This is a genomic window from Alcaligenes phenolicus (assembly GCF_032063905.1).
Taxonomy (GTDB): domain Bacteria; phylum Pseudomonadota; class Gammaproteobacteria; order Burkholderiales; family Burkholderiaceae_B; genus Alcaligenes; species Alcaligenes phenolicus.
Genome location: NZ_DAMBOE010000008.1, coordinates 81,916 through 95,698, shown reverse-complemented (window position 1 = coordinate 95,698; position 13,783 = coordinate 81,916). Strand labels below are relative to the sequence as shown.

At 56.2% G+C, this 13,783-nt stretch carries 10 protein-coding genes; 6 read left to right on the top strand and 4 right to left on the bottom strand.

Going from position 1 to position 13,783, the window contains the following annotated elements:
- The first annotated feature begins 64 nt into the window (after positions 1 to 64).
- The gene (locus U2949_RS15740) at positions 65 to 1,117 is read left to right on the top strand and encodes a M29 family metallopeptidase (protein WP_321288708.1); all 1,053 of its coding nucleotides are present in this window, start codon (positions 65 to 67) and stop codon (positions 1,115 to 1,117) included.
- A gap of 7 nt (positions 1,118 to 1,124) precedes the next feature.
- On the top strand, positions 1,125 to 1,727 hold the full coding sequence (locus U2949_RS15735; RefSeq protein ID WP_407654200.1) for an N-carbamoylsarcosine amidohydrolase: 603 nt from the start codon (positions 1,125 to 1,127) through the stop codon (positions 1,725 to 1,727).
- Between the two features lie 239 nt (positions 1,728 to 1,966).
- Here U2949_RS15735 and U2949_RS15730 read toward each other — a convergent pair whose 3' ends face one another.
- Positions 1,967 to 5,269, bottom strand: coding sequence for an autotransporter outer membrane beta-barrel domain-containing protein (locus tag U2949_RS15730; RefSeq protein ID WP_321288704.1), 3,303 nt, complete (start codon positions 5,267 to 5,269; stop codon positions 1,967 to 1,969).
- Positions 5,270 to 5,909: 640 nt separating this feature from the next.
- Between U2949_RS15730 and U2949_RS15725 the strand changes: the two genes are divergently transcribed.
- On the top strand, positions 5,910 to 6,524 hold the full coding sequence (locus U2949_RS15725) for a nucleotidyltransferase family protein (RefSeq protein ID WP_026485447.1): 615 nt from the start codon (positions 5,910 to 5,912) through the stop codon (positions 6,522 to 6,524).
- On the opposite strand, the gene U2949_RS15720 is transcribed toward U2949_RS15725, so the two are convergent.
- Together U2949_RS15720 and U2949_RS15715 are read right to left on the bottom strand one after the other, a co-directional pair.
- On the bottom strand, positions 6,521 to 7,261 hold the full coding sequence (locus U2949_RS15720; protein ID WP_321288702.1) for a flagellar brake protein: 741 nt from the start codon (positions 7,259 to 7,261) through the stop codon (positions 6,521 to 6,523). The genes U2949_RS15725 and U2949_RS15720 overlap by 4 nt on opposite strands.
- Before the next feature lie 112 nt (positions 7,262 to 7,373).
- Entirely contained in the window at positions 7,374 to 8,294 is a 921-nt protein-coding gene (locus U2949_RS15715) for a delta(1)-pyrroline-2-carboxylate reductase family protein (protein ID WP_321288700.1), read from the bottom strand.
- 215 nt (positions 8,295 to 8,509) lie between these two features.
- Here U2949_RS15715 and U2949_RS15710 point away from each other — a divergent pair, with 215 nt between their 5' ends.
- Positions 8,510 to 8,926 carry a YidB family protein gene (locus U2949_RS15710; RefSeq protein ID WP_022983226.1) on the top strand — a complete coding sequence of 139 codons (417 nt, stop codon included), beginning with the start codon at positions 8,510 to 8,512 and terminating at the stop codon, positions 8,924 to 8,926.
- Between the two features lie 149 nt (positions 8,927 to 9,075).
- Here the strand turns inward: U2949_RS15710 and U2949_RS15705 are convergent, their stop codons facing one another.
- Positions 9,076 to 10,356 carry a bifunctional O-acetylhomoserine aminocarboxypropyltransferase/cysteine synthase gene (locus U2949_RS15705; RefSeq protein WP_321288698.1) on the bottom strand — a complete coding sequence of 427 codons (1,281 nt, stop codon included), beginning with the start codon at positions 10,354 to 10,356 and terminating at the stop codon, positions 9,076 to 9,078.
- Between the two features lie 273 nt (positions 10,357 to 10,629).
- Between U2949_RS15705 and U2949_RS15700 the strand changes: the two genes are divergently transcribed.
- Together U2949_RS15700 and U2949_RS15695 are read left to right on the top strand one after the other, a co-directional pair.
- Positions 10,630 to 13,338: an AsmA family protein gene (locus tag U2949_RS15700; protein WP_321288696.1), complete on the top strand. Its 2,709-nt coding sequence runs from the start codon at positions 10,630 to 10,632 to the stop codon at positions 13,336 to 13,338.
- On the top strand, positions 13,335 to 13,727 hold the full coding sequence (locus U2949_RS15695) for an MOSC N-terminal beta barrel domain-containing protein (RefSeq protein ID WP_026485452.1): 393 nt from the start codon (positions 13,335 to 13,337) through the stop codon (positions 13,725 to 13,727). Before U2949_RS15700 ends, U2949_RS15695 begins: the two co-directional genes overlap by 4 nt.
- The last annotated feature ends 56 nt before the right edge of the window (positions 13,728 to 13,783 follow it).

Here is a 13,783-nt window from a genome sequence, read left to right as displayed (position 1 = left end):
GGGCGGCCCGTCGTGATGTAAAGGTTCCGCGTCAGTGTCGGAACCTTTCACAAGGAGAGACAAGATGGCAGTTAGTGATTACCAACTTATCGAGGCATGGCAAGAAGTGCTACGCCTGTCCAAGCTGCAGGCCGGTCAAACCGTGACTTTGCTGACCAGCTCGACCACGCACCCGCAAACCATGCAGTGTGCGCAGATTGCTGCTCAGTCCATGGGCGCGATTGTGAATCGCCTGGACTTGTTGCCGGTCAACGCGGAAAAAGCCTTGAGCCGTGACTCGCTGGCCTACCTGGGTACGACACCTTTGACGGGTAACGAAGCAGCGATTGCAGCCCTGAAGGCCAGTGACCTGGTGCTGGACTTGATGACTCTGTTGTTCTCGCCCGAGCAGATCGACATTCTGAAGTCGGGTACCAAAATTCTGCTGGCCGTGGAGCCACCAGAAATTCTGGTTCGCACGGTGCCAACGGAGGCGGATCGTGCACGCGTGACCGCTGCGGCCGCTTTGATCAAGGCCGCCAAGGAGATGAGCATTACCTCTCCTGCCGGTACGAACCTGCGTTGCCCGCTGGGTGAATTCCCGGCGATTCGCGAGTACGGTTTTGTAGATGAGCCCGGTCGTTGGGACCACTGGCCCAGCGGTTTCGTGCTGACCTGGCCGAATGAGTTGGGCACCAACGGCACCATTGTGATCGACAAGGGTGACATCCTGTTGCCACAGAAGAAATACTCTACCGAGCAGATCATTCTGACCGTGGAAAACGGCTATGCCACCAAGATTGAAGGTGGTGTCGAAGCCGAGCTGCTGGACGAATATATGAAGACCTTCAACGACCCCGAAGGTTATGCCATTTCCCACATTGGTTGGGGTTTGCAGCCACGCGCTCACTGGTCCACCTTGGGTCTGTACTCGCGTGAAAACACCATTGGCATGGATGCCCGTGCGTTCGAGGGTAACTTCCTGTTCTCCTTGGGCCCGAACAACGAGGCTGGCGGCAATCGCACGACGGCCTGCCACATTGATATTCCTTTGCGCAATTGCACGGTCAACCTGGATGGCCGCGCTGTCGTGCGTGATGGCAAAGTACTGGACGGAGGCGTTGGTGAGTACGAATGAAGGAGCGGTGTACGCTCAACAAGGTTTTGGGTCGACGCTGGAGCCTAAAGCTCCTTATGGCTTGTTGATTATTGATCTGGTGAACGGCTTTGCAGATCCTGCCGTGTTTGGTGGCGGCAATATTCCTGAAGCCATCGAGAACACCCAGAAGTTGCTGGCAACGGCTCGTGAACAGGGGTGGCCGGTGGCGCATACTCGCATCGTGTATGCCGATGATGGCGCTGATAACAACATTTTCAGCATCAAAGTGCCCGGCATGCTGGGTCTGACCGAAGACGCGCACAACAGCCATATCGTGCCGGAACTGGCTCCTGCTCCCGGTGAGTTCATCGTTCGCAAGAATGTGCCTTCGGCCTTCTTTGGTACACCCTTGGCGGCGTGGTTGACCCAACGGGGTGTGCAAACACTGCTGGTCGCCGGTGCTGTCACCAGTGGTTGCGTGCGCTCCAGCGTGGTTGATGCGATGCAACTGGGTTTCCGCCCCTTGGTGGTATCGGATTGCGTGGGTGACCGTGCGATTGGCCCGCACGAGGCCAATCTGTTCGACATGCGTCAGAAGTACGCCACTGTGGCAACGCGTGAAGAGGCGATGAAGTTGATTGGAGTTTAAGACTCGGGGTTTTTAAACTTTTGAGTCTTTGAGAAGAACGATGTGCTTCGTCATTTTTTAGCAGTTTGATTGACGGAGCCTGTGTCGTCTTTTAACTGGTCTGTTTCTACAGATTGGTGATTGAGTATCGGTGGTCTGCCGCTTGGGGGCAGCCTATCGGACCTGTGCCCCTGAGAGTCGAACGACTCTCGGGGGCTTTTTTATAGTTTCTGTTCAGGTCCGTGTGAGGGCGTGGATTGTTAAAACGCCCAGCGCAGATTCACCTGTCCTTGCAGCGACGAATATCCGCCTCCGAACTGTGAGCTGATGCCGGTGCCAATCGACAGACGCTCACTGCGTTGCCAGGTCAGGCCGGTTCGAACGCTCATGGTGTCGCGGGGGAGCACGCTATTGCGGGTATTGAACGCCGTATCTGTGGACGCAATGGCGAAACGGGCTGCTTGAGTCAGGTCGCGATCCAGCCATTCGTGATTCCAGCCAAGGTCCAGGTTCACGGCCAGCTTGCTGCCATCAGCCAGGTCGCGATTCCATTCGGCCGCCATCCCCAGGCTGGAGCGCAAGGCATCTACGCGTTTGCTGTCCAGGTGAAGACGCGTGGCGTCGTTGCCCGATTCGTCGACTGATGGGCGGGATACCAAGGCGTAATTCATGCTGGCAAAAGGGCCTACCGAAAACGAGGGGCTCAGCTGAAAAAGGTAGCCTGTGCCTGCGTCAATCGACAGATTGCGTCCCGTCCAGTCAGACGAGTGCGTGGCCTGATAGTCTCCAATAGCAATCTGTCTGCGCATATCGGCTTGTTCCAGACCCAGACGCAGTCCGCTGAATGCGAAAAGACCTTCCCGTGTACCGGGGCGGTATTGCAGATGGGCTGCCAGGCCGAACGCAGTGGCTTTGCTCTTGCCGGAGTAAGGAGCATCCGGTTTGACCGACAGATCGGAAACATCAAGCTGGGCTCCCACGGCGAAGTCGGGGGCTGACTCCAGAGCGCGCCCGGCTCCAACGATCAGGCCGTAGCTGTTGGCATCGTAGCCAAGCATGGACCCGCGCGTGTTTTGATCGCCACTGGCACCAAATACCAAGGCGTAGCCTTGCCAGTCGGTGCCGGGCCGCAACATGCTTTGGCTCAGGCCTTGGCGGGCGGTTTGCATGATCGAACGCTCATGCATCAGGGAGGCGGCCATGGCAGCGCTATAGCCAGCGGGTGAAATCTGGTCCAGAGCAGCGGGTATTTGTGAGCCGTCCGTGGCCGAGAAGTCGAGCGTCTGGAACAGGGCTTGTGCGGGTGCCGTTCCGGCGGCGGCTAGTTTGAACAAAGCCTTGCCGGCCTCTTGCTGGTTTTCGTTGCGGCCATACTGGCTGTAGGCATTGTCGGCTCGGGTGGCAGATAAGCGGTAGCGCTCGTTACCCAAGGGGGCAGCTTCAAACTGCAAGGTGGGCGATACGGCGGTGATCTGTGTGGCGTTAAAGCTGCCGTTGTAGCTGGCTGCTTCCACAAACGAGCCTGTGTCGACGGACCAGGAGTTTTGATACCAGTCTGCCAAAGGCGTCAGCTGCAGGGCGCCAGCCAGGTCCGCATTGCCACTGACGGCAAGCGTGTCGTGGCCACCTTTGCCATCAAACTCGGCCACCAGTTGGCCTGTTGCTGTTTGCTGGAAGTCGCCATTTACCTGGATGCGCCCGATGGAGTTGCCGGGCGTCAGGGTGCCAGCGTTAATCACGGCATTGCCGTTGGCCAGATCGAAGCTGGCATTCCCGCCCAATGTTGCCGCTTCCTGGATGGTGGCGCTGTGGACCTGCAAGGTGCCATCCAGCTTTGTTGTGCCGCCGTCAAATGTCAGAGTCAGATTGTCTTTGCCTGTGATGTTACCGGCGTAGCTCAAGTGGAATGTGACATCGGGCTGATCAATGCTGCGGCCCATTGTGTCCGCAGCCTGACCAAAGGACAGCGTGGTCAGGCGTAGCTGGTTGTTGTTGTCGCGCTCTGCATAGTGCGAAATGATATCGCCTTCAATCTGGGCACCTTGCATCAGGTTGATGCGCCCGACGTAGGCATTGTCGGAAATCAGGATGGCCGCTTCCTGGCCTGCAACTCGTCCGCTAATGTCGGCTTGTTGAACCAGGGGGCCGTTCAGTTCGGGGAGCAGGGCCTGATCGACGCCATTGATGCTGCGGATGTAGGATCCACGTCGCTCGACCACGTTGCCTAGCGAGTTGGTGCCAAAGTCAAAACGCAGGCCTACACCCTGAGGACCGGTAGCCTGGATGTCGCCGCGATGAACCAGTGTGTGCCCACGTCCGTAGGCAAATTGAATGCCTTGCCCGTTCAGACCATCGGCGTAGATTTTGACACCTGGGTCGATGACAAGGGTGTTGTTCTCGCCATCGATCCGTATGCCTGCACCGCCTGAGCCTGCTGCCAACAGGTCAGCAGCTTGTCGGACCTGATTATTGCTGCCATAGATATGCAGGCCCAAGCCTAATGTGGATTGGTTGTATTGGCCTGGAAGGTATTGCGTGCCTTCGGCATTGCGTGCAAAGAAACCTTGTGTATTCACCAGCTCAAGGCCATCGCCGTAGATCGAGCGTCCGAAGAAGTTGGCCCGGTCAATGGTGTAGCCAATATCTTGCAGTACCGCCAGTTCAGCTTCCATGAAGCCTGAATAGTTGCGGTAGTTCTGATGGCTCATGACGCTGTTTCGAAGCTCGATATGGCTCATGAAATTGTCATCTATGCTGCCGTTTTCTCCCAGTATTTTTACGGGAACACCACGCAGGCCACCGGCCAGAACTTGCTCGATATTGGCACCGATCAGAAAGCCCTTGTCCTGACGCAAGTCGAAGGCATCAGGATCGTAGGAGGTGTCGCAGCCATTACACAGAATCTTCTGGTCTGCCTGTGCTGGATTGCCGTTGTCGTCTCTTAGTAGTTGAGTCCAGCTATTCAGTTGGTCTTCGAAATACGGTTGTATGTCATTTATGCCGCCCCTGTCTTCCACACTGCTTAACACGCCTAGCCCATGGGCAACTTCGTGTATGGCCGTCAGAAGTACGCTGTCTTTACCGGTAAGGGGCGTTTGTGTGAATGCTGGGTTGCTTGCGTAGTCATCTTGGCCCAGGCCAAAAAAACCATGCCCGCCGAGTGGCAGCGTACCTTCGGCTGGCGACAGGCCGAAGATGCTCTGCTGCATTTGCGTCAAGGAACTTTGGCCGTCATTGGCGGTGGGCGAGCCACCGTAGGCGTTGCCTGGCTCGTCACTTGTACCGATATTGACGATGGTTGGGGGATTGTTCCCCTGGATCTGGAGTATTTCAGCCCAATAGCTCAGGCCGTCAACGATCTCGTTTTTGTAGGCTTCATGTCCTTGCCAGCTCCAGAAGGACGTGTTGTGGCGTTCGTCGAATGGGCCATCGCCCATGTCAAAAAACCGCGCGATAAATACGGTGCGTCCCGATGCGTCTGTGACGGCTCTGTCTTCCAGGGCGTGAGCAGACAGTGGGGCAATGGCGAGCGCCAGGGCGGCATACAGTTTTGTTAGTTTCATTGTTGAGCAGGTGTTGAATGCGCGAGATATTGTTTGCACTGAATGGCCCCTGAGGTAGAGGAAACAGTTTGTTTAGAGTGGGGCGTTCATTGTTGCTGCATCGGGGCAGGGCTGATGGGGGGGGTACCTTGACCTGCGTCGGAGAAATATAGCAGATAGTGTCAAATTGATATTGTTTGTTTTAAATCCTTGGTCCTGGTTTCTAAACGGGGTTTATCTGTTTTTTTGGGCTTTGAGTTTTGGGTTCAAGGGGTGCGGGGGGGGAGTCGCTGTTTTTTGAGGGGGCTTTCTTCTGGACGTGCCGTTTGGGCTTTGCGTGAGGGTGGCGGATAGTTTTCTTGTGGGGCCCGGGTAAGGCTTGTCTTGGCGGGTCTCTTGCCCACGCTGCGCGTGGGTGCCCTTGTCAGAGTACTGGGGCGGGCGACAAGCCGTACCCGGGCCCCACAAGAAAACAAGCAACACGGGTTAAAGCCCCAACACCCCAGCAGGCCGACTGAATGGCGTCATCACAGAGACTTCTTTTATCCACTAATCACTGCTCTTCAACCACGCTTGTCCCTTCACTCTTCTTTCTATTAGTCTAATGAACGAAGCAATACGCATTTTTGACGAGGCCTTACGTAGCTCAAAAGGAGCCAGGATGTCAGGGCAGCAGCATGTATCTGGGGTGACGGGCATTATTCTGGCGGCGGGTCTGGGGCGGCGGTTTGACCCGTCGGGCCAGCAGTTGAAGCTATTGGCCAGGACTGAAGATGGCAGGACGATGGTGCGCCGTGTCTGTGAGACGGCCTTGTCTGTGCTCGACGATGTACTGCTTGTTTGTGATGTCCATGAGCAGATTTTGCGTCAGGAGCTGGGTGACTTGCCGGTCCGCTTTGTTCAGGCTCCCGAGGCTATCCGCGGTATGGGTGTCAGCCTGAAAGCCGGTATTCAGGCTTGCAGTCCCGCTTATGGCTATGTCGTTTTGCTGGCGGACATGCCTTGGTTGCGGCCAAGCACCGTAGCGGCGGTGGCTCAGGCTGTGCAGGATGGGGCTGGGATTGTGCGTCCCGTTTTGAATGGCCAGCCCGGCAATCCTATTGGTTTTGGCCTGGAGTGGCGTCAGCAGCTTTTGGAGCTTCCTGACGAGCAAGGCGCGCGTGGCTTGTTGCAAGCCAACAAGGATCAGACCTTGTTTGTGCCTTTAGTGGATGAGGGGATTTTGCGCGATGTGGACACCCCCAGCGATGTGGGGATGTCCCAGGCATCGAATTAGCCGTGACCGCGCTGTTTGGCGATCTGTTGGCGTTCCAGACGGCCGATGTAGTGCTGAATCGCCATCTGCGTGGAGGCAGACAGGTCAATGAAGGTACAGCCCAAACGCTGAATCTGTTTGCCATTGGGCAGTTGCTGCGTTTCCGTACGCGCTACTTGTAGTGCCACAACAAAAGAACCGGCTTGCGGCAGTTCGAGCAGGGATTCGGTTTTATGCGTGCCGATCACTTCTGCCAGACTTTGCGATTCGTCCACCAAAGACAAGCCGCCACCGCTGATGTCGTGCAGCAGAAAGCTTTTGGATTCATTATTCAAGCGCAGGATCACCATGGCCGGTTCGCTGACGGGCACGTTGACGCGGAAGAACTCGCGTCGCTGCAAACGGCGAATGGACTCGGGGATCGGGATCGCCAAGGCTGGCTGACCTTCGTAGGACACAACCTCGGGAGTAGGACCCTGGAATGTCACCTTGATCTTGTCCAGCGAGGTCTCGAAACTGGTGTGTTCGGACTGCAGCAGATTGCGGGTTTTTTCTTCTTTGTTGGCGGTATCAATCACCACCACATTGTTGTCCAGATCAATGTCCAGAATGGTGGTGACAATCCGGTCATTGCCCTGATTGGCTTCCATGTGCAGTAGCAGGCCCCCTTTTTCGATAGCCCGTAAAACACGCAGAATTTCAAACTTGGACTGGATCTGATACGGATCGTCTTCGGTGGGAGGGAGCGTAGAAGTCATGGGTAGGGCGGCAAAAAGAGATCGGTAAGTGACTGTAAGGGATTGTACGCGCCAGAGTAACACTCTGGGCGCGCTTTGGCGTGTGAAGTCAGCTAGTTAATAGCCTAAGTATTTAGGCTTGGTTTAAATGATGCAGGGCGCAACGTGCTGCTGCCAAATCCCACGCAGCCGAGCCTACTGATTTGAAGAACAAGGGCTTGTCTTTGGGGGCTGGGGTACGTAGCGCTTGGTGAATGCTGTGGACTTGCTCCCAGTCCACGCCGGCCTGGATCAGGTCGCCTGCTTCTTGGCGGGCACCGGCGACATCATCCGCATATAGACGGCTGGCCAGCAAGGTGTGGGCCTCGAACTCGGCCATATCCGGTTGAAAGGCTCCCAAGCCAATCAGCAAGCGATCAAGGCGTGCGGGTTCGTGATACACGGGTGTCAGGCTGGAGGTCAGAGCGATCAGCACATCCGTTTTTTCCGGAACAGCTGTGGTGGCCTGGACCCGGTCCCCGAATCTGGCTTGCAAGGATGTGGCTACAGCCTGTGCACGGTCTGGGTTACGGCCCGTCAGGGTGACGCGTGCTTTTGGGTACAGCGTCATGATGGCATCGCAATGCGCGACAGCCTGTTGTCCGTACCCCAGCAAAGTAATGTGCTCCGGCCCTTGGGGCCACAGGGCTTGAATACCCAGCATGGATACCGCTGCAGTACGGCGTCCGGATAGGGTGGGTGCATCCAGAATCAGTAGCGGCAAACCGTTCTGGGCGTCGTAGACGCTGACCAGGCCCTGGATACTGCCCAGTTCCTGCTGCTGGTTGTCCAGCATCACATTAGCCAGTTTATGAACACCTATATCGTGTGAGACCGCAGGCATGGACAGCATTTGCCCCGTTTTGGGATAGTCCAGAACCTGACGGGTTGGCGCGACGATAGTGCCAGCAGCATATTGGGCCATGGCTTTGCCTAGCTGGGCGACCAGTTCGGGATAAGGCAGGGCACGAGCAGTCTCTTCAGAGGACAGGACGGTATAGGAAGCTTGCGTCATTCCAGGGTCTCCATGGAGTCGGTCTATGGGGGATGCCGGACTATTGATAATCCAGTGTAGCGTAGGCCCAGCCCAGGGCAATAGGGCCTTTCCGCCAGTGATCTATTGACCCACCTTGACAATTAATCCGCCCCGTCTGGCAGCCTGTCGCGGCATAATGAGGCCTGATATCAGCACCTGCCCACGCGCGGGGCCGTGCATTGGGGAGAAAAATAATGAGTTTGCTTAATTCTGTTGTGTCGGCCTTGTCGGCTACGGATTCCAAATCCAAAGAGCAGGGCGCTTTGTTGCCTGCCCTGATTCAAGTCATCAGCAGCTATCCAGGCGGTTTGAGCGGTCTGATCGAGCGTTTTCGCTCGGGCGGTTTTGGCGATGTGGTGTCGTCCTGGATTTCGCAGGGCAGCAATCAGGAAATCGGCCAGCAGGATTTGCTGGGCGTGATGGGGCAACCGGCCATCAAGCAATTGGTGGACCTGTCGGGTTTGAATCAGCAAAGCGTGCTGGATAATCTGAAGATCATGCTGCCGTCCCTGATCAATCAAGCCAGCCCCAATGGTCAGTTTGATCCATCTCACATTACCGATGCCAGCAGCCTGCTGGGTGGTTTGACGCAGTTGTTTCGCAAGTCCTGATTCTCTTGCGTCCGTGACACGGTCTGTCTGACGGCCGTATTGCCAAGAATGAAAAAAGCCTGGAGTCGGTGCAATACCGATTCCAGGCTTTTTTGGCTTGATGCAGAAAAACCCGTACAGCAATTCCGGCCTGTACAGGTTTTTGGGTCTTAGCCGCGTGCTGCTGCTTCCAGAGCTTGTTCCAGATCGGCCAGAATGTCGTCGATGTGTTCCAGGCCAACGGACAGACGCACCATGTCTTCGCTCACGCCCACGGCGGCCAGTTCTTCGGCATTGAGCTGACGGTGAGTCGTGCTGGCAGGGTGGCAAGCCAGGGATTTGGCATCACCAATATTAACCAGACGCAGCACCAGGTTCAGCGCGTCGATAAAGCGGGTACCGGCTTCAATGCCGCCTTTTATACCAAAGGACAAAATCGCCGCAGGCTTGCCACCCATATAGCGCTTGGCCAGTTCATGATCCGGATGGTCAGGCAAACCGGCGTACTTCACCCAGGACACTTGTGGGTGCTTGTTCAGATACTGGGCCACTTTCAGGGCGTTTTCTGTATGACGCTCCATGCGCAGAGGCAGGGTTTCGATGCCTTGCAGGATCTGGAAGGCGCTCAAGGGGGCCAGGGCAGCGCCGGTATTGCGCAGCGGAGCCACGCGGCAGCGGCCGATGAAGGCGGCTGGACCGAAGGCCTCGGTGTAGACCACGCCGTGGTAGGACGGGTCAGGGGTGTTCAGGATGGCAAAGCGATCTTTGTGCTCGGCCCAGGGGAATTTACCGGAGTCCACGACCATGCCCGCAATGGTGGTGCCGTGACCGCCCATGTATTTGGTCAGCGAGTGCACGACAATGTCGGCACCGTGCTCGATAGGACGGCACAGGGCAGGCGAGGCCACGGTATTGTCTACAATCAGGGGTACGCCATGACGGTGAGCGGCATCGGCCAGCGCACGGATATCAATGATGTTGCCAGCCGGGTTGCCGATGGTTTCGCAGAACACGGCACGAGTGCGGTCGTCGATCAGGGCTTCCAGTGCTTCGATATCATTGGGCTGGGCAAATTTGACGGTAATGCCCTGACGCGGGAAGGAGTGCGCGAACAGGTTGTAGGTGCCGCCGTACAGTTTACTGACGGACACAATGTTGTCGCCGGCCTCTGCAATCGTTTGGATAGCATACGTGATGGCTGCCATGCCAGAGGCTACTGCCAAGCCCGCAATCCCGCCTTCCAGTGCTGCCACGCGCTCTTCGAGCACGGTATTGGTCGGGTTCATGATGCGGGTGTAAATATTGCCGGGCACCTTCAGGTCAAACAGATCCGCGCCGTGTTGCGTGTTGTCGAAAGCGTAGGAAGTGGTCTGGTAAATCGGAACAGCAACGGCTTTTGTGGTCGGATCTGGCTGGTAGCCAGCATGAATGGCAAGAGTCTCTAGTTTCATGGTTAATTCTGGAATTGATGATCAAGTGGCTTATATAAGACAAAGCAAGCATAACCCCTGTATGTAGAGAAAAGCATCTAAGGGCGCAGACATTAATACTATGCTTTTATTTCTTCTGGTAATAATGGCGAATTACTGACAACAGGCTCCGCTTTTTAAAGTGCGGGTGGATATTTCTTATTTTCGTTACTTCGCAATGGCCCGACATGGGTTAGCATTTCGTATCCGGGCAGATGGCGTGTTGCATCCTGCCCCGAGGTCCTAGAGGCTTACATGAAAGTATGGTTTAAGCGGGGCTTATTCAGCCTCGTCGTTTTAGCTATTGTCACGGTGGTAGGCGGGGCGATTTTCCTGCTGACATTCAATCCCAATTCGTACAAGCAGAAGCTGGCTGACATCGTCCAGCAAAAGTATCAGCGTACGCTCAAGATTGACGGTGATATCGAACTTTCTCTATTTCCCCGCATTGGCCTGTCCGTGCAGGGGCTGTCCCTGTCTGACCGTAATTCGGAAGATCCTTTCGCTTCTTTGGAAAGCGCCCGGTTTGCGGTGGCCTTGTGGCCTTTGATCAATAACCGCCTGGTGGTGGACCACGTTGCTGTTACCGGCTTCAAAGCCTGGATTGTGCGCGATGAAGAAGGCAAGCTGAATTTTGACGACTTGCTGCAAGCCCCGCCTGCCGGCCCTCACCTTCCCCTTGCCCGCTCGGGCGTATCCTTGTTGCCCGCAGCACAAGCTGCCGAGGCTCCTCAGACAGCCCAGCCTGCACCCGAATCCTTGCCTGTTCCTGAATTGATTGCCAAGCGCTCGGGCAGCGAAACGGATTTCCAGATTGATATTGCGGGTCTGAGCCTGAAGGGTGGTGAGATTCATTACTTCAGCAAACGCAGCAATGTAATTGGCCGTTTGTTGCAGCTGGAAGTGAACACGGGCCGCATGACGTTTGGTCAGCCTTTTGATGTGGCTTTCAAGAGCCGCTTGTCGGGGGACTATCCCGTGGCGGATGGTGTGCTGGAAGGGCAAGGGCAACTGAGTCTGGACCCTGCTTCCAAATCCTACGGGGCACAAAAGCTGAACTTGAGCTTTATCGGTGATCTGGACCAGCTGCAGGCACAAAGCCTGACACTTAAGGGCAATGTGGCCTACAAGTCGGCCCAACGTCAGTTCAGCGCCACCAATCTGGATACCCAATTGCAAGGTCAGTGGTTGGGCGCTTACCCGGTCAGCGATCTGAATGCCACGCTAAATACGCCCAAGATGGAAATCGACAGCGTCAGCGACCTGGTGTCTTTCGAGAAGCTGGCGCTGCGTGTTCGTGGCAAAAATGAAGATCAGAATCTGGATCTGGCCCTGGATGTGCCTCGTATCCAGGTATCGCCTGCACAGGCTGAAGGCTCGCCTGTCGTTGCCAGCCTGAAAGTCAGCGGCCCCAAGGTCCTGGGTTTGGGTTTGACGTTGCAAGGCTTGTCCGGTAACAGCCAGGAATTGATATTTGAGCAGGCCAAGCTGGACGGCGCCATCAAGCAAGGCAGCCGTGTGGCGCAATTGAAGGCCAGTTCCCCCATGCAGTGGCAGCCATCGAATGAGTGGCTGCGTCTGCCCGAGATTCAAGCCAATATCCGCTTGGAAGACGAGGCCGACGCAGGTAGCCGCTTCGAGATGCCGCTGACGGGTCAGGCAGACCTGAACAAAGGCAAACAAGAATACAGTGCGCAGCTAAGCAGTAGCACCGAGCAGGCTCAAGGCAGTCTGGATGTGAGCTTGCAAGATAAGGGTAAAGGGCCGTTGCTGAACGCGGTACTCAAAGCCGACAAGCTGGATCTGGACGAACTGCGTTCGATTTTCTGGGTGACGGCCCCCGAGGTGGTGACCCCACCGGAGCCGGAGCCAGAGGCTGAAGCGCCGGAAGCCGCTGCCGAGCAGGAGCCGGCTGCAGAGGGGGATGAGCAAGCCGAGCAGCCCAAGGCAGAGCAGACAGAGGCGGCTCCCGCAGCCGAAGAAGTGCTTGAAGAAGCTTCCTCTTACGCTTGGCTGGATACGCTCAGCTTTGATCTGCGTTTTGAAATCGAAAAGCTGCGCAGCCTGGGTGTGGTGATGGATCAGGTGAAAGCTCAGGTCAAGAACCAGGGCCAGTTGATCAATTTGTCGCAGTTCAATGCGCAGGCGTATGAAGGTCAGCTCCAGGCCAAGGCCAAGGTTGAGCCCGGCAAGCGCTTTGAATTGGGCCTGAAGTTGCAGCAAATGCAGGTCGGTTCGCTCTTGCTGGATGCGTTCGGCAATGACTACCTGGCAGGCAAGGGCAATGTGGATCTGAACCTGAAGGCTCAAGGTGCCACAAGCCAGGAGCGTCTGAATGCTCTGGAAGGCGGCCTGACGGTCGACTTGCATGACGGCAGCTGGCGCAGCGTTGATCTGGACCAGAGCGTGCGCGATATTAACGAAGCCGTGCGCAATGCCTTTGGCGGTCAGATTCCTTTGCTGTTGCCCCAGTCCGATCCTTTGCGTCGCACGGTGTTGAATCGTTTGCAGGGCAGTCTGGATATCAAGAAAGGGCAAGCGACTTTCCGTAATTTACGGGCCACCACCCCGATTCTGACGGTGACAGCGGCTAAAGGCGCCATGCTGGATTTGGTGAACCAGCAGGCAGATGTGACCTTGCAGGCTCGCCTGAACCACAATAATCTGGCCGTGGAAGAGCGCAAGTCCTTCCAGGACCTGCGCAATGTGCTGATTCCTATCCATATTTCCGGTCCCTGGACAGGGCTGTCCTACCAGATTCAGTGGAAAGACATTGCCAGCAACTCCATCAAGAAGGCACTGCAAGACGGTTTGCTGGACTTGTTGAGTCAGCAAGCCTCGGAAGCTAAAGCAGAGTCCAAACCCGATGTGAAGTCCGAGGTGAAGCAGATCATCAAGGAAGAGCTGGGTGCCAAGGTTCCACAAACCGTTGGCGAAGCCATGAAGCAGTGGTTCAAGCCATGAGCACAAGTTCAGCGGTAAGTTCACCTGACGAGACGGTCTGCCTGTTGCAAGGCGGCCCGTCCCTTAGTGACGACAAGGCACTGGCCTGCAAGGGGCGATGGGTGCTGGGGAACGATCAGGGGCAGGTCCTGGCCGCCGATGCGCTGCCTGCCCTGGCCGAGCTCAGTATGGAACTGCGTTTTGGCCAGCTGGTGTTGCGCGCTCCCGGCATGTTGCGCCTGGATATCGAAGTGGACGTTATTGAAGACGATCCGGATTCCTTTTCCTTGTGGCAGGAAAATGGGCAATCCGTGCAATTGGTAGACGAAGGGGATTTGCCTGCCCAGTGGTTCAGCCGCTATACAGGCCAGCCGCTGCGTCTGTTAAAGCGTTTGCCCCAGGCTGAGTAAGCTGTCTGCGCGGTGATCCATATAGAACAAGCCCTGCTCATGGCAGGGCTTTTTTT

What these genes read in the sequence shown, in the direction of transcription:
- U2949_RS15730 (WP_321288704.1), bottom strand. Translation starts at nt 5,269, where the DNA reads ATGAAACTAACAAAACTGTATGCCGCCCTGGCGCTCGCCATTGCCCCA.
- U2949_RS15710 (WP_022983226.1), top strand. Translation starts at nt 8,510, where the DNA reads ATGAGTTTGCTTAATTCTGTTGTGTCGGCCTTGTCGGCTACGGATTCC.
- U2949_RS15720 (WP_321288702.1), bottom strand. Translation starts at nt 7,261, where the DNA reads ATGACTTCTACGCTCCCTCCCACCGAAGACGATCCGTATCAGATCCAG.
- U2949_RS15695 (WP_026485452.1), top strand. Translation starts at nt 13,335, where the DNA reads ATGAGCACAAGTTCAGCGGTAAGTTCACCTGACGAGACGGTCTGCCTG.
- U2949_RS15715 (WP_321288700.1), bottom strand. Translation starts at nt 8,294, where the DNA reads ATGACGCAAGCTTCCTATACCGTCCTGTCCTCTGAAGAGACTGCTCGT.
- U2949_RS15725 (WP_026485447.1), top strand. Translation starts at nt 5,910, where the DNA reads ATGTCAGGGCAGCAGCATGTATCTGGGGTGACGGGCATTATTCTGGCG.
- U2949_RS15705 (WP_321288698.1), bottom strand. Translation starts at nt 10,356, where the DNA reads ATGAAACTAGAGACTCTTGCCATTCATGCTGGCTACCAGCCAGATCCG.
- U2949_RS15740 (WP_321288708.1), top strand. Translation starts at nt 65, where the DNA reads ATGGCAGTTAGTGATTACCAACTTATCGAGGCATGGCAAGAAGTGCTA.
- U2949_RS15700 (WP_321288696.1), top strand. Translation starts at nt 10,630, where the DNA reads ATGAAAGTATGGTTTAAGCGGGGCTTATTCAGCCTCGTCGTTTTAGCT.